General features: G+C 53.1%; 11 protein-coding genes and 1 pseudogene. 5 read left to right on the forward strand and 7 right to left on the reverse strand.

The annotated features are described in order from the left end of the window. The first annotated feature begins 68 nt into the window (after positions 1 to 68). Both OGY06_RS07945 and OGY06_RS07950 read left to right on the forward strand, forming a co-directional pair. The gene (locus OGY06_RS07945) at positions 69 to 1292 is read left to right on the forward strand and encodes a phosphoadenosine phosphosulfate reductase (protein ID WP_063940720.1); all 1224 of its coding nucleotides are present in this window, start codon (positions 69 to 71) and stop codon (positions 1290 to 1292) included. After that, positions 1277 to 1894, forward strand: coding sequence for an IbrB-like domain-containing protein (locus tag OGY06_RS07950; RefSeq protein ID WP_193135151.1), 618 nt, complete (start codon positions 1277 to 1279; stop codon positions 1892 to 1894). The genes OGY06_RS07945 and OGY06_RS07950 overlap by 16 nt, the downstream gene beginning before the upstream one ends. On the opposite strand, the gene OGY06_RS07955 is transcribed toward OGY06_RS07950, so the two are convergent. After that, positions 1895 to 3055 carry a pyridoxal phosphate-dependent aminotransferase gene (locus OGY06_RS07955; protein WP_126955866.1) on the reverse strand — a complete coding sequence of 387 codons (1161 nt, stop codon included), beginning with the start codon at positions 3053 to 3055 and terminating at the stop codon, positions 1895 to 1897. A gap of 132 nt (positions 3056 to 3187) precedes the next feature. Between OGY06_RS07955 and OGY06_RS07960 the strand changes: the two genes are divergently transcribed. Further along, positions 3188 to 4276, forward strand: a complete 1089-nt coding sequence (locus tag OGY06_RS07960) for an oxidoreductase (protein ID WP_003831202.1) — start codon at positions 3188 to 3190, stop codon at positions 4274 to 4276. Between the two features lie 110 nt (positions 4277 to 4386). Here the strand turns inward: OGY06_RS07960 and OGY06_RS07965 are convergent, their stop codons facing one another. Continuing rightward, positions 4387 to 4584 (reverse strand): YbdD/YjiX family protein, encoded by a 198-nt coding sequence (locus OGY06_RS07965; RefSeq protein WP_003022064.1) that lies wholly within the window; start codon positions 4582 to 4584, stop codon positions 4387 to 4389. A gap of 63 nt (positions 4585 to 4647) precedes the next feature. Then, positions 4648 to 6753 (reverse strand): pyruvate/proton symporter CstA, encoded by a 2106-nt coding sequence (gene cstA / locus OGY06_RS07970; RefSeq protein WP_008784063.1) that lies wholly within the window; start codon positions 6751 to 6753, stop codon positions 4648 to 4650. 499 nt (positions 6754 to 7252) lie between these two features. Between cstA and OGY06_RS23210 the strand changes: the two genes are divergently transcribed. Both OGY06_RS23210 and OGY06_RS23215 read left to right on the forward strand, forming a co-directional pair. Further along, positions 7253 to 8932: an ESPR-type extended signal peptide-containing protein gene (locus OGY06_RS23210; protein WP_353622739.1), complete on the forward strand. Its 1680-nt coding sequence runs from the start codon at positions 7253 to 7255 to the stop codon at positions 8930 to 8932. A 720-nt stretch (positions 8933 to 9652) separates the two neighbouring features. Then, a pseudogene (locus OGY06_RS23215) lies at positions 9653 to 11524 on the forward strand (autotransporter outer membrane beta-barrel domain-containing protein); the annotation flags it as partial. Positions 11525 to 11562: 38 nt separating this feature from the next. Here OGY06_RS23215 and entH read toward each other — a convergent pair. The 4 genes from entH to entE are packed head-to-tail and all read right to left on the reverse strand — an operon-like array spanning position 11563 to position 15215. Next, positions 11563 to 11976: a proofreading thioesterase EntH gene (gene entH / locus OGY06_RS07980; protein WP_003022055.1), complete on the reverse strand. Its 414-nt coding sequence runs from the start codon at positions 11974 to 11976 to the stop codon at positions 11563 to 11565. A gap of 2 nt (positions 11977 to 11978) precedes the next feature. After that, the gene (gene entA, locus OGY06_RS07985; RefSeq protein ID WP_063940724.1) at positions 11979 to 12734 is read right to left on the reverse strand and encodes a 2,3-dihydro-2,3-dihydroxybenzoate dehydrogenase EntA; all 756 of its coding nucleotides are present in this window, start codon (positions 12732 to 12734) and stop codon (positions 11979 to 11981) included. Beyond that, on the reverse strand, positions 12734 to 13591 hold the full coding sequence (locus OGY06_RS07990) for an isochorismatase (RefSeq protein ID WP_003831197.1): 858 nt from the start codon (positions 13589 to 13591) through the stop codon (positions 12734 to 12736). Before OGY06_RS07990 ends, entA begins: the two co-directional genes overlap by 1 nt. 13 nt (positions 13592 to 13604) lie before the next feature. Continuing rightward, complete coding sequence (entE, locus tag OGY06_RS07995) at positions 13605 to 15215, reverse strand: (2,3-dihydroxybenzoyl)adenylate synthase EntE (RefSeq protein WP_003831196.1); 1611 nt, start codon at positions 15213 to 15215, stop codon at positions 13605 to 13607. Positions 15216 to 15240 lie beyond the last annotated feature (25 nt).

Consider the following 15240-nt stretch of genomic DNA (forward strand, 5'->3'; position numbering starts at 1 on the left):
TAAAGATTGGCATACTTTATTGCAGGCATTTATTTTAGTATAAAATAAAACTCGGATATGGATGTGATATGTCTGTTTATAAAATACCGTTAAACCAGAATGTTCTTGAAGCTGCTCAGGAACGCATTACCTGGACGCTTGAGAATCTACCGCGTGTCTGCGTTTCTTTCTCTGGAGGTAAAGATTCGGGGTTGATGTTACATCTGACCGCTGCCATTGCCCGCCAGTTACAGAAAAAAATAAACGTCTTATTTATCGACTGGGAGGCTCAGTTTTCCTGCACTATCGACTATGTCCAGGCGCTACGTGAGAATTATTCCGATATCATCGAAGAATTTTATTGGGTTGCATTGCCGCTGACGACGCAAAATTCACTGTCACAATTTCAGCCTGAATGGCAATGCTGGGAACCAGGCACTCAATGGGTGCGCCAACCGCCCGCAGATGCCATAACCGATCCCGAATATTTCTCTTTCTACCAACCCGGTATGACTTTCGAGCAATTTGTTCGTGAGTTCGCTGACTGGTTTTCGCAGAAACGACCGGCAGCCATGATGGTCGGGATCCGCGCCGACGAGTCATATAATCGCTTCGTCGCCATTGCGAACTCGAAAAAACAGCGTTTTGCCGATGATAAACCCTGGACCACCAGCGCCCCCGGCGGGCATACCTGGTATATTTATCCCATTTATGACTGGAAAACCGCCGACATCTGGACGTGGTTTGCGAAATCAAGACTCCCTTGTAATCCCCTGTACAACCTGATGTATCAGGCGGGGGTTCCCACTCGATACATGCGTATCTGCGAACCGTTTGGGCCAGAACAACGCCAGGGGCTGTGGCTTTACCATGTTATTGAGCCTGAACGCTGGGCAATGATGTGCTCCCGCGTCAGCGGGGTAAAAAGTGGCGGGATATATGCTGGTCAGGACAACCATTTTTACGGTCACCGCAAAATATTAAAACCCGAACATTTAAGCTGGCAGGAATACGCCATGCTGTTATTGAAGAGTATGCCGGAAACGACCGCTGAACATTACCGCAATAAAATCGCCGTCTATTTACAGTGGTATAAGAAAAAAGGCATGGAGAATATCCCACAAACCCAGGAAAGAGATATTGGTTCAGTGGATATTCCGTCGTGGCGGCGTATCTGCAAGGTCCTGCTGAATAACGACTATTGGTGCCGGGCTCTCTCATTTAGTCCAACGAAACCCAAAAACTATCAACGTTACAATGAGCGCATGAAAACAAAACGCCAGGAATGGGGACTCTTATGCAACAACGATTAACTCAGGAACTCCTCGACTTTCTTTCTGGTTTATCAGAACCAGAGAGAATTGAAGCCATAAATGAATTCAGAAAGGCAATACACAGCGTCAGTCCCTTCCGCGAGGAGCCCGTAGATTGCGTACTTTGGGTTAAAAATGATCATATTTCACCCAATGACTATAACCCCAATAACGTTGCGCCACCGGAGAAAAAGCTGCTGCTGAAGTCCCTCGAGGCTGACGGGTTTACGCAGCCCATTGTAGTGGTTCACTCAACGGCTGAAGAATACGAAATTGTCGACGGTTTCCACCGCCACGAGTTAGGTAAAGCCAAAGCCTCACTAAGGCCCAGGCTGAAAGGATATCTGCCGGTTGCCTGTTTAGAACGCGAACGCCATGAGCGAATGGCGGCAACCATTCGCCACAACCGCGCTCGCGGGCGTCATCAAATCCACGCCATGTCCGAGATTGTCCGCGAGCTATCGCAACTGGGATGGAGTGAAGAAAGAATTGGCAAGGATCTTGGTATGGACAGCGACGAGGTGTTACGCCTGAAGCAAATCAACGGCCTGCAAGCGTTGTTTGCCGACCGTCGATTCTCCAAAGCCTGGACCGTGAAATAGCTACAGCGAAACCAGACGCTCGGCTGCCGCTAACAGCGTCGATTCTTGCTTGGCAAAACAGAGGCGAATCAGTTTATGCGGGAAAGGATCGGCGCAGAACACCGACAGCGGGATTGCCGCAACGCCCACTTCAGTGGTCAGCCACTGGCAAAACTCCACGTCGTTAAGCGAGGAAACGGCGCTGTAATCGACCAGTAAAAAGTACGTGCCTTCACACGGCAGAATTTCCAGTCGGCTGTCACGCAACGCGTTCACCAACACGTCGCGTTTTTTCTGATAAAACGCGGGCAGTTCGCGATAGTGTGCCGGATCGTCTCGTAGCATATCCGCCAGTGCGAGCTGAGCCGGCGTGTTAACGGAAAACGTCAGATACTGGTGCACTTTTCGTAGCTCAGCGCTAATGGCGGCTGGCGCAACGCAGTATCCGACCTTCCAGCCGGTCATGTGGTAGGTCTTACCAAACGATGAAACAGCAATAGCGCGTTCCCGCAGCTCTGAATGTGCCAGCACGCTGGCATGCCCCTGTTTGGCGAAACAGATATGCTCATAAACTTCGTCGCTGATGACAAAGATCTCGCGTTCTTTAATCGCCTGCCATAGCGCGTCGAAATCGGCGTGATGCCACACAGTGGCAGAAGGGTTATGCGGCGTGTTCAGGATAACCAATCGGGTACGGTCGCTGAGTAAGGCACCAAACGCCTGCCAGTCGACGCGAAAAGACGGTGGTTGCAGGGCGATACGTTTAACCACACCGCCGGATAATTCAACCGCAGGCGCATAGCTGTCGTAGCTCGGGTCAAAACAAATCACCTCATCACCAGGGCGCACCAGCGCAGTGATCGCGGCATACAATGCTTCTGTGGCTCCCGCCGTGATGGTCACTTCACTATTCGCGTCAGGTTTATAGCCGTACAGGTCTGCCGTTTTATCCGCGATAGCTTCGCGCAGCGGCTGCACGCCCGTCATCGGCGCATACTGGTTTGCGCCATGCGCGACGTGATACGCCAGACGCTCTTGCAAAAAGAGTGGACCGTCAAAATCAGGAAACCCCTGCGAGAGGTTAATGGCCTGATGCTGCTGCGCCAGCGCACTCATTTGCGTGAAGATAGTAGTGCCCAGATTAGGCAGTTTGCTTTGCGGAATCAGCGGGTTATTACTCATTATTGTTATCCCAGCGTGTGATGTTGTGGTTGAAGCCACTATAGCACGATGCTAGTATTTGGCAATCAAGACGTTCAGACGTCTATATAATAATAACCTGCCTGGACAGGACAGCCAAAAGGACAACACAACATGAGTAATACCGAAATTCGCGTCGTCACCGGCCCGGCCAACTATTTTTCCCATCCCGGCAGCCTGTTAAGACTCAACGATTTTTTCTCTGCCGACCAACTTTCACGCGCCGTGTGGGTTTATGGTGAACGCGCCATCGATGCAGCCCGCCCTTACCTGCCAGAGGCTTTTCATCTTGCCGAGGCTAAACGCCTGCTGTTTACGGGACATTGCAGCGAAACCGATGTTGCTCAACTGGCAAAAGAGTCGGGAGAGGATCGCAGTGTGGTGATTGGCGTGGGAGGCGGTACATTGCTCGACACCGCTAAAGCGTTGGCCCGTCGTCTGGATCTGCCGTTTGTCGGTATTCCTACTATCGCGGCGACCTGCGCTGCCTGGACGCCACTCTCCGTCTGGTATAACGATGCGGGCCAGGCTCTACATTTCGAAATTTTCGCTGACGCGAATTTCCTCGTGCTGGTCGAACCCGAGATCGTTCTCAATGCGCCAGAAGAATACTTACTGGCGGGGATCGGCGACACGCTGGCAAAGTGGTATGAAGCCGTCGTGCTCGCACCTCAGCCGGAAACACTGCCATTGACAGTACGTCTGGGTATTCAAGCCGCGCAAACCATCCGCGATGTCCTGCTGGAAAGCAGCGAGCAGGCGCTGGCAGACAAACAACAAGGCACGCTAAGCCGCACGTTTTGCGATGTGGTGGATGCGATTATTGCCGGAGGCGGCATGGTTGGTGGTCTGGGCGAGCGCTACACCCGCGTGGCGGCGGCGCATTCTGTTCACAATGGCCTGACCGTCCTTCCACAAACTGAGAAGTTTTTACACGGCACCAAAGTGGCGTACGGCATCCTGGTGCAGAGCGCGCTGCTGGGACAAGATGATGTGCTGGCGCAGTTAATTACTGCTTATCAGCGATTCAACCTGCCAACCCGATTAGCTCAACTGGAAGTGGACATCAATAACCGCGCCGAAATCGACAAAGTGATTGCGCACACTCTGCGCCCGGTGGAGTCCATTCACGCCCTGCCGGTAACGTTAACGCCGGAGACACTGCGCGCAGCATTCGAAAAGGTAGAGTCGTTTACGGTGTGATTATGGTGCGGGTTGCCTGATGACGGCTTCGCCTTATCAGGCCTACGACGACAAATTACGCCAATACGATGTTGTAGGCCGGATAAGCGTCAGCGCCATCCGGCAAAAAATCAACAGCACTTCGCGCCACCTTTCCCGCCATATCGTGCATCCTGGCGCTCACGGAAAAATTCTTCGTAGGTCATTGGCGTCTGGTCCGGATGCGTGACGCGCATATGTTCAACATAGTTGTCGTAATCCGGCACACCTATCATTAATCGGGCGGTTTGACCTAAATACTTCCCGGCTTTGGCGAGTGTTTCAAACATAGTGTTTCCCTGTCGTACAAACGCCCTCCCCGTTCAGGAGAGGGCTCGTTGGTCAAGAGAATATTAGTGCGCACCTTTCGCCTGCGCCACGATCTCTTCGACATTCTCAGGCATCGGCTCGTACGGTGTCTCTTTCGAAGTTGGTTTGTCCTCTTTCAATGCTGCCAGCGCAGTTTTGATGGAGAACAGACCCAACACCACAACGACGACCATGAAGAAGATGGTGAGACCCGCATCCAGGCGGTTGTTAAACACCAGTTGCGTCAACTGCGACTGGGTGTACTGCGCCGGAATGTTACCGCTGTCGATCATCGCCTGGAACTTGTTGGCGATAGCCAGGAAGCCGATTTTCGCATCCGGGCTAAACGCTTTCTGCCAGCCAGCGGTCAGGGTACAAATCAGCAGCCAGGCCGTTGGCACCAGCGCCACCCATGCGTAGCGCTGGCGTTTCATCTTGAACAGCACCACAGCACAGAGCATCAACGCCATACCGGCCAGCATCTGGTTAGCGATACCAAACAGCGGCCACAGGGTATTGATACCTCCCAGAGGATCCACCACGCCCTGGTGTAAGAAGTAACCCCAGGCCAGCACACACAGCGCTGTAGCCAGCAGGTTTGCAGGCAGCGAATCGGTACGTTTCAGGCTCGGTGATACCACGCCCAGCAAGTCCTGCAGCATAAAGCGCGCGGCGCGTGTACCGGCATCTACCGCCGTCAGAATAAACAACGCTTCAAACAGAATGGCGAAGTGATACCAGAACGCCACATCCATCATGCCGCCCAGCGCGCCGTGCAGAATGTACGCCATCCCGACGGCCAGCGTAGGCGCACCACCTGCGCGAGAGATGATGGATTGCTCACCCACTTCATTGGCGATTTGATGCAGGGTGTCTGGCGTAATGGCAAAGCCCCAACTGCTGACTACCTGTGCCGCAGAAGCCACTACGTCCACCGTCCCCGCAGGAGCCAGCACCGCCATCGGGCTGTTCATCGCAAAGTACACGCCCGGATCGATGATGCACGCGGAAACCAGCGCCATAATGGCGACAAAGGATTCCATCAGCATTCCGCCGTAGCCGATAAAGCAGGCCTGCCCTTCATTCGCCAGCATCTTCGGCGTGGTACCGGAGGAGATCAGCGCATGGAAGCCAGATACCGCACCACAGGCAATGGTAATAAACAGGAACGGGAACAAGTTACCGGTCCAGACCGGGCCAGTACCGTCAACAAACTTGGTCAGCGCAGGCATGGTCAGCGTCGGACGCATGATCAAAATCCCTACCGCCAGACCAACAATGGTGCCGATTTTCAGAAAGGTAGAGAGGTAATCACGCGGGGCCAGCAGCAGCCACACCGGCAGGACGGCGGCAACAAAACCGTAGCCCACCAGCATCCACGTCAGCTGTACGCCGGTAAAGTCAAAGTACGGTGCCCAGGTCGGGCTTTCAGCCACCCAGCCGCCGGAAATAATGGCAAACACCAGGAACACCAGACCGATGACCGACACTTCGCCAATGCGGCCCGGGCGCAGATAGCGCAGATAAATCCCCATGAAGATCGCCAGCGGGATGGTGAACGCCACGGTGTAGGTTCCCCACGGACTGTGGGTCAGCGCTTTCACGACGATCATCGCCAGTACCGCGAGAATAATCACCATGATCATAAAACAGGCCACCAGCGCAATAACGCCCGCCGTTGGGCCCATCTCTTCTTTCACCAGTTCGCCAAGGGAACGACCATCGCGACGGGTAGAAACAAACAGCACCATGAAGTCCTGCACCGCACCCGCCAGTACCACCCCGGCGAGCAGCCAGATCATCCCCGGCAGATAGCCCATTTGCGCCGCCAGCACCGGTCCAACTAACGGACCCGCTCCGGCAATTGCCGCAAAATGGTGACCAAACAGCACTTTTTTATCGGTGGGAACATAATCCAGACCGTCGTTATGGCGCACGGCTGGCGTCATACGCGTCGGGTCAAGCGCCAGTACATTTTTCGCGATGTACAGGCCGTAGAAACGATAAGCGATAAGGTAGACACAGACCGACGCCACGACTATCCACAACGCGTTGATCTGTTCACCACGATTTAATGCGATATAGCCGAGGGCAAATGCTCCCATAACGGAGAGCACTGTCCAGACGAGGTACTTCCCTGATTTGTTCATAGTTGTTATCCGTTGTCCGATCCAGAGAGATGTTACATTTTGTTTCTATAACATCTTTTCTGAATTTAACAACCTGACAACCATGCAAACCCGAACTTTCACTGAGTATTTACATTGTATTGTTAACTTGATCACTTTCAACGCAGCGACAACTGAAACAATTGCGCGCTACGTGCCAACCTCTCTATGTTTTGTTCAGATCCCCCCGGCATGATGCCGATCTTGTCGCTTAATATTCTTTATTATTAATAATAATGGAATTTACTAAAAATATACCTCTGACTTTCTCAGCTAATACAGTTATTAAACTTAGGACTTCAGATTATCCTGACTTTTTATGCAGTTAGTGCTTTATTTTATTTTAATCACAAAGTTCAAAGTAAAGAATATATCCACACCTCCAGTTTTAATGACAAAATCCCCACATAAAAACGAAATTAATTCAGCAGAAATTTATCAGCGCCAGATTGTTCAGGATGGCCATATATGGAAATAAATTATGAATAAATGCTATCGCATCGTCTGGAATGTCGCCAAAAATATGTTTGTAGTGACTTCCGAACTCTCACAGGGCGATCATCGGGTTCGCGCAACCGTTGCGGGCCTGGTGTTATCGGCTATTGGACTAACAGCAAACTGCGTACATGCCAGTGATTACGGCCCGCTTAGCGGTGAAACCATCAACTTAAATGATGGCGATACAGTGACGTCTGTCGATGGCACCACCGGTATCGAAAGCCTGTCCTCAGGTGGGCAAGGCGTACAGATTAATGGTAAAGCCACCATTCACGTTACCGGTGATAGCGGTTCTATTGGCGTGAAGCTTGATAACAGCGCCAGTAATAATTTAGGTAACGGTACACAGATTAACGTTACGGATACAGGAACTGCAAAATCAGCATCAACCGCGGGTCTATATATTAACAACACCAGTCCAGATACAAATATAAACGCAGAGAATATATCAATTAACACCATCAGTAAAAAAGATGCTTACGGAATTAACGTTCATACAAAAAATGCCACTCTGAACTTCGGCAGCAATAGTAACATCATTACCGATTCCCAGAATGGTAATGCGACTGGTGTCTATTTTTATGATGACAATAATACGTTAACCATGGATGGTGGATTAGTTAACGTCATCAGCGGCGCCACAGGTAAAGCTATTGGTATCGACACATACTGGACAAGCGGTACAACGCTCAATTTGGGTGATGACACCCGCATTGAATTAGTAAGCGGAACAGCTGGTGGAAGTGCGCTCTATCTCGGGGAAAACACCTTACTCAACGCGAACGGGCTAAACGTTGATTTCACCGCCTCAGAGGCAGGAACAGGTACCATTATTTATGGTATTCAGACGGGACAAAACAGCCAGATTAACCTGGGCGAGAATAGCGCAATTTCACTCTCATCCTCTGGAGGTACGGTATATGGGCTCCTTTCTGGTGCACAAAGTCATTTTACGGCAGATAGCCTTGATATCACCCTTACCACAACCTCTACCGAGCGCGCAAAAGGGACGGGCGCGGACATCAGCGGCAATGTGGATTTTGGCAATGATTCCACCATTACCGTGCACGGTTTCTCCGAAGGGTACGGGATGGTTGTTGAGGATTATTCGGCAACCACCAAAGATGATGCCATCGGAACAGTGAAGGCCAACAATCTCACCATTGACGTCACAGGCCAGAAGACGGAAGGGCTTCGAATAGAAGGTGGTGTGGTTGATTTAGGATCAGACAGCTCCATCAGCGCAAACGGGACTGCATCAACAATTTACCTGACCGGCCGAGGATACGGTGAATTCAATGCCAATAATCTGACCGTCACGACCGCGCAGTCCACTGCCCTTACACTAATCAGCAGCATGCATGCCACCGTCGCCAATATTGGCGAAGGCAGCACCATTGATGGAAGAAATACTACAAGCCACACGACCAACGGTATTGTGGCCAACACGCCCCACAACGCCCCGACAACCATAAATGTCAACGGTTCCGCAGAGCAGCGTAACACTATCTACGCGGTGAACGGCTACGGAGCTTCAGCCCAGTATAGCGGCGCGACCATCAATCTATCCAATACCGATATCATCATGAGCGGTAGTAATCCCTACGGCCTTTGGGCTATTGGCAGCGGAGATTTCACTCACGCCGGCATAATCAATGCTTAAAATCTGACGATTGATATGAGCGGCGCTAACGGCAGTGGTTACGGTGTGGTAGTGCAACAAGGCGGAATTGTGAATCTGACGGGCGATACCACCATCATCGCCAACGGCGGCGTTGCCATCTGGAATCCGAAAGTCACCTCGGGCGGGTATGTTCTACCTGGCGGGACGGTAAATGGCTCAGGGAAAATGACAATTACCGGCGACATCATTAACAGCGGTTGGGGATATATCAACCTCAGCATGGACGCGGGTTCTTATTTCGCCGGGGCAACCTCGGTTAATGAAAGCTTCAACGATCAGGGTATTGATTCCATCCTCAATCTTAACCTTGCGGACCAGAGCCAGTGGCGGGTAACAGATGACTCCACCCTCACGACACTGACCAACGCCGGAACCCTTGAGCTGGCGGCAGACCACACAGCCGGAACTTACAGCACCTTGCATGCTGACGAGGTCACGCTGAAAGAAAGCAGTATTCTCAGCGTCGATTTAAGCGCCGCGGCGCTGGCCAGTCGGTCCGCTAACCCGCTAATTACCGGCGGACAGGTTAATCCTGGCGGCGATCTACATGTTAGCAATTCGGGTAATACGCTGGATCTCAACGCGCTGACCTCAGACAATCAACTGGCAGACATCGACAAGGTTACGCTAATTGATGCCGACTCCGCAATCGTGAGCGATTTCGCTTCGATCTCAACCGATCCGGATACCCTGCCCGACTATATCGCGATTTCTGGTCAGGTTAACGCCCTTGATAATACCCAATATGAATTGGGCGTGGGGCTCAGTTGGTACGCCGGAGACTCCGCCGCGGCTTCTACGCCTGCACACGGTACGTTCACCCTGGACGCGGGCCAGACATTTACCGTCAATAGGTTACTGGAAGATACCTCATCCAACGCTACCACAGGATGGGACGGTAAAAGTTTGACCAAAAAAGGAGATGGTACGCTCACCCTTACCGCAAAGAATACCTGGAGCGGAACCACAGACATTCAGCAGGGAACGCTGTGGTTAACTGAATCGGGCGTTATCGGCGCTGAAGGCAGCAAGCAGAGCGTCAATGTCAAAGCCGGAGCCACCCTCGGCGGCAACGGGGTAATCAACGGCGCGGTGAACAACATCGGCCTGCTAAGTTTTGGTGATAGCACAACGCCAGACAGCCAGTTTATCGTTAATGGTAACGTAACCAATCAAGGTGTAATCCGCAGCAGTAGCACGACTCCCGGGAATGCATTAATCATCAACGGCGACTACACGGGTAACGGCGGTCAGCTCTCACTTAACGCCAGTTTAGGCGATGATAATTCACCAACCGACCAGCTCATTGTCTCGGGTAATGTTAACGGCAGCACCACGCTCTACATCAATAATGTGGATGGCGTGGGTGCATATACCGATCAAGGTATCGAGATTGTTGACGTCGGTGGGGTGTCATCAGATAACGCGTTTTATCTTGGCAATCAGATTCAAATCGGGCTGTATGAGTATCGTCTGTATGAAGATAACGAAAGCTGGTATTTGCGTTCCAAAGCAGAAACGCCTGACAACCCGGATGATGACGTTACACCAGTCGATCCTGACGACGGCGGCAGCGACGTGACGCCAGTTGATCCTGATGACGGCAGTAGCGACGTTACCCCATCAAATCCACAATATCGCGCCGATATAGGCGCTTATCTGGGCAACCAGTGGCTGGCGCGTAGCCTGCAGATGCAAACGCTGTTCGATCGTGAAGGGAGCCAGTACCGCTCGGCCGAAGGAAGCGTCTGGGCGCGAATGAAAGGCGGAAAAACGGACACATCTGCGGTAAACGGCAATATCGGCATGGACAGCGATTACACCCAGTTTCAGCTTGGCAGCGACATTGCGACCTGGCGCGATGATCAGCAAAGCATCACGTTTGGCCTGATGGTCAGTTACCTTGACGGCAGTACCGACAGCACCGGAAATCGCGGCGCGGATGGCAGTCAGTTTACAGCCACAGGCGATATCGACGGTTACAATCTTGGCGCGTATGCCACCTGGTTCTCTGATGCCCGGCAACATCGCGGCTGGTATGTTGATACGTGGTATCAGTATGGTTTCTACAATAACAGCGTCGAGAATGGCAATGTCGGTTCAACGCATTACGACTCCCTGGCTCACGCGATTTCGCTGGAAAGCGGTTATCGCTACGACATTAATATGAGCAGCGCTAACACAGTAAGCCTCACGCCTCAGGCGCAGGTTATCTGGCAACGCTACCAGGCAGATAGCGTTGAGACAAACGGTACACACATAGATGGGCAAAACGGTGATAGTTGGACCACACGTCTTGGTCTGCGGATTGATAGCCAGCTTTCGTTCGATGATGCTACCGTCCGACCATTCGCTGAGATTAACTGGCTGCACACCTCTGACAATCTGGCCGTATCATTTGATAACGCAACGGTAAAACAGGATCTACCAGCGGATCGCAGCGAACTAAAAGTAGGGATTCAGGCTAATCTCAATAGTCAATGGAGTATCAGCGCCCAGGCCGCAGGTCAGATAGGGAACAATGATTATCAGGACCTCAATGGTAGTCTTAATCTGCGCTATAGCTGGTAAGTGAGTAACGAAGCGCGCCTGAACGGCGCGCTTAACTTTCACCCCATCACCGCAGTGCCTAAGCGGCAGGTGCAACAGCGTCGCCCCTGCTCATCAAAGATAACAATTTCCCAGCTTTGATTTTGACGCCCAAGGTGCAGCGGCTGACAAACGCCGCGCACTTTCCCCTGCGATACCGCCCGATGATGCGTGGCGTTGAGTTCCGTCCCCACCACGCACTGCCCGTCGCGGGTCATCAGATAACCTGCCATCGAACCCAGCGTTTCCGCCAGGGCCGCGGATGCGCCGCCGTGCAGCAGGCCAAATGGCTGATGCGTGCGGCTATCCACCGGCATTTCGGCTTCCAGCACATCATCCCCCAGACGGGTGTAGACCATGCCTAAATGCGCCACCATCGTGTTCTGACTGGTGGCATTGAGTTCATCCAGCGTTAAATGACGCTTCCAGATCATCGTCATGCCCCCAGCGTGGAACCGCCGTCCACCACGATATCCTGTAACGTAATGTGGCTGGCCAGATCGGAGGCGAGGAATAAAATAGTGTTGGTGATCTCTTGCGGCCGGGCGATTTTCCCCAGCGGAATCCCGAGCTTAAACTGCTCGCCAAATCCACGAATACGCTGTTGCTCCGCGTCATCGCTAACCCACAGCGTGCGCTGCATATCGGTGTCGGTCGAGCCTGGCGACACCACATTACAGCGCACACCGCTACCCGCCAATTCAAGTCCGACGGTCAGCGCCAGACTTTTCAACGCGGCCTTTGACGCACCGTAAGCACTCATGCCGATACGCGGCGTGTGCGCCGCATCCGACGCGACGGTCACGATCGCCCCGCCCTGCTGGCGACGAAACTGCGCCATCGTCTGCTGAAACAGATTGAACGCCCCACCAACGTTAACCGCAAACGTCTGCTGCCACTCCTCAACGCTCAACGCATCGGTGGCCCCCATACGCAAAATACCTGCGGCATTGACCAACACATCCAAACGCTCGCGCGCTTTGAGGACGCGCTGGCACACTTCAGCTACCTGTCCGGCATTCGCCACATCCAGCACTTCGGTCGCAAACGGGTAGTTATCCTGAGGAAATTCGCGATCGAATCCTGTCACCTCAGCGCCAGCATTCGCAAACGCCAGCGCCGTGGTGTAGCCAATCCCTTTACCCGCGCCGGTTACCCAGACGGTTTTCCCGGCAAAATCAAATCCAGCCATTACTTCACCTCGCGGGAGAGCAGCGCCCACCATGCGTCAATGGTCGGTTTTTTCGCCAGCATCACGAAATCAATGTCACCATGAACCTTACGCCAGCGCGCCGCCAGCGCCATCATGCGCACGGAATCCAGCCCGTAGTCGATCAGGTTTTCGTCATCCATCGGCTCTTCAGACTCATCCAGCAACGGCAGAATAACGCTGCGCAACGCATCTTTACTGGTCGGGACCGGTGTCGGCAATAATTCCTGGGTCATTACCACACGCCCGGAACGTCCCGCCACGTATTTCAGCGACATCAGGTGTTCGTCACGGCTAAAGTCCGCCAGCGCATCGGCAACCATAAACGGCTTGATGTCACGCATGAAGGCGTCCGTTGCGGTGGTCATACAGCCGATATGCGCATACACCCCGGTAATGATCAGTTGATTACGCCCGGTTTCCTTGAGCATCTGTTCCAGCGGGGAACGATGAAATGCGCTATAACGCCATTTCACCAGAATGGTATCCGCTTCATCCGGCGCCAGCGCCTCAACGATCTTTTGTTGTTCCGGGGAACGCGTCAGGCCCGGTCCCCACATATCATTGAGCAGAGCGCGGTCTTCATCACTCTGTTCTTTCGGCTGAGCGGTGTAATACACCGGAATGTTATGCTCTTTGCAGTACTGGCGCAGCGCGGCGATGTTCGCGACGACCTGCTCCATCATCGGGCAGTTATCGCCCCAAAAGCCGATAAAATAATCCTGCATGTCGTGGATCAGCAGCGCGGCGCGTTCAGGGTCAAATGCCCAGTCGACTTTGTTCACCGGAACATCGAGCGCCGTTGGTAGCGCATAAGCCTGCAGTTTAGGAATTGCCATTTCTATTTCTCCTTCAGGCCAGTGAACGTGATGCCAGCCACTGACGTAATTGTTTTTTATCTACCTTCCCCACTGGAGTCAGCGGTAATGACTCAACGCACTCAACACGATCGGGTAATTTGAATTCCGCTATGCCCTGTTCGCGTAGAAAACGGCGCACCTGCACCGCGCGCAGCGGCTCTTTCACCACCAGCCAGGCACAGCTTTTCTCGCCCATCAGTTCGTCATCCATACTGACCAGCGCGGCATGGATCACCATTGGATGGCGCAGTAGCAGGTTTTCAATCTCTTCAGCGGCGATCTTCTCCCCGCCGCGATTGATCTGATCCTTTTCACGCCCCTGAACGGTGATGTAACCATCCGGATCGATAGCGATCAGATCGCCGGAACAGTAAAAGCCGTTGGCGTCAAAGGCGCTGGCATTATGCTCAGGACTTTTGAAATAACCGCGGAAGGTGTACGGACCACGCGTCATCAGGCGTCCGGTCTCTCCCTGGGCTAAGGGGTTGCCGTCAGCGTCTGCTACCCAGACTTCATCATCGGGACACATCGGGCGACCCTGGGTATTGATGATGCGCTCAGGACTGTCGTCCAGACGGGTGTAGTTCACCAGCCCTTCCGCCATGCCGAAGACCTGCTGCAACTGGCAGCCAATCTCGGCTGGAATACGTGCCGCAAGCGTGGCGGAAAGTCTCGCGCCACCGACCTGAAGCAGTTTCAGCGAAGCCAGTTGCGCATTGCTGCCCCACTCCGCAATCGCCTGCAACCACAGGCTCACCGCAGGTGGCACCAGCGCCGTGACGTTAACCTGATGCTGTTCAATCAGCGGGAAACACAGAGTGGCACTCGGGTCAGCCGCCAGCACTACAGTGCCACCGGCCAGGAATACGCCCAGCGCGCCTGGCGAACTCATGGCGTAGTTATGCGCCGCCGGGATTGCGCATAAATAACGCGTTTCCCCGGTGAAGCGGCAAATCTCATTGCTGCGACGCACGCTGTAGTAGTAATCGTTATGAGTGCGAGGAATCAGCTTTGGCGTCCCGGTCGTCCCCCCAGAAAGCTGGAAGTACGCCACCTCATCAGCAGGCGATGGCGTAGCAGTAAAATCTGTCGCAGGCTGGTTTATCGCCGTTTGCAGATTATGTTCACCTTCATCGTTGCGCAGTTGCACCACGCGCACTGAATTGTGTTCGGCCACAAAAGCGTTAAGAAAATCGTCGCCGCTAAACAGCGTATGCTGGCGATCGGCAATCAGCAGTGCCGGCTCAATCTGTTTGGCATAGGCGTTAAGTTCGTTACGCTGATGGCTGAACAGCGCCAGCACCGGAGCTACGCCCAGCTTGAGCAGCGCAAAGAAGGTGATATACAGCTCAGCCACATTGCCCAGTTGTACTAGCGCGGTTTCGCCGGGTTTGATCCCCTGGCGACGCAAACTGCAGGCAAGATTGTCAGCAGCCTGATTCAGTTGGCGATAGCTCAGATGGCGTTCACCATCAATTACCGCCGTATGCTCGCTGTCGGCGTGACGGGTCAGAATGTCGGTCAGCGGCAAATCCTGCCAGTAACCTTTTTCACGATAGCGGCGGGCAAACTCTTCCGGCCAGCGGGTGAAAGGAATACTCATTATTGCTCCTTAAAACCAGTCCACA

This window comes from Citrobacter sp. Cpo147 (assembly GCF_030332405.1).
GTDB lineage: Bacteria > Pseudomonadota > Gammaproteobacteria > Enterobacterales > Enterobacteriaceae > Citrobacter > Citrobacter portucalensis.

What these genes read in the sequence shown, in the direction of transcription:
- OGY06_RS07945 (WP_063940720.1), top strand. Translation starts at nt 69, where the DNA reads ATGTCTGTTTATAAAATACCGTTAAACCAGAATGTTCTTGAAGCTGCT.
- OGY06_RS07950 (WP_193135151.1), top strand. Translation starts at nt 1,277, where the DNA reads ATGCAACAACGATTAACTCAGGAACTCCTCGACTTTCTTTCTGGTTTA.
- OGY06_RS07955 (WP_126955866.1), bottom strand. Translation starts at nt 3,055, where the DNA reads ATGAGTAATAACCCGCTGATTCCGCAAAGCAAACTGCCTAATCTGGGC.
- OGY06_RS07960 (WP_003831202.1), top strand. Translation starts at nt 3,188, where the DNA reads ATGAGTAATACCGAAATTCGCGTCGTCACCGGCCCGGCCAACTATTTT.
- OGY06_RS07965 (WP_003022064.1), bottom strand. Translation starts at nt 4,584, where the DNA reads ATGTTTGAAACACTCGCCAAAGCCGGGAAGTATTTAGGTCAAACCGCC.
- cstA (WP_008784063.1), bottom strand. Translation starts at nt 6,753, where the DNA reads ATGAACAAATCAGGGAAGTACCTCGTCTGGACAGTGCTCTCCGTTATG.
- OGY06_RS23210 (WP_353622739.1), top strand. Translation starts at nt 7,253, where the DNA reads ATGAATAAATGCTATCGCATCGTCTGGAATGTCGCCAAAAATATGTTT.
- entH (WP_003022055.1), bottom strand. Translation starts at nt 11,976, where the DNA reads ATGATCTGGAAGCGTCATTTAACGCTGGATGAACTCAATGCCACCAGT.
- entA (WP_063940724.1), bottom strand. Translation starts at nt 12,734, where the DNA reads ATGGCTGGATTTGATTTTGCCGGGAAAACCGTCTGGGTAACCGGCGCG.
- OGY06_RS07990 (WP_003831197.1), bottom strand. Translation starts at nt 13,591, where the DNA reads ATGGCAATTCCTAAACTGCAGGCTTATGCGCTACCAACGGCGCTCGAT.
- entE (WP_003831196.1), bottom strand. Translation starts at nt 15,215, where the DNA reads ATGAGTATTCCTTTCACCCGCTGGCCGGAAGAGTTTGCCCGCCGCTAT.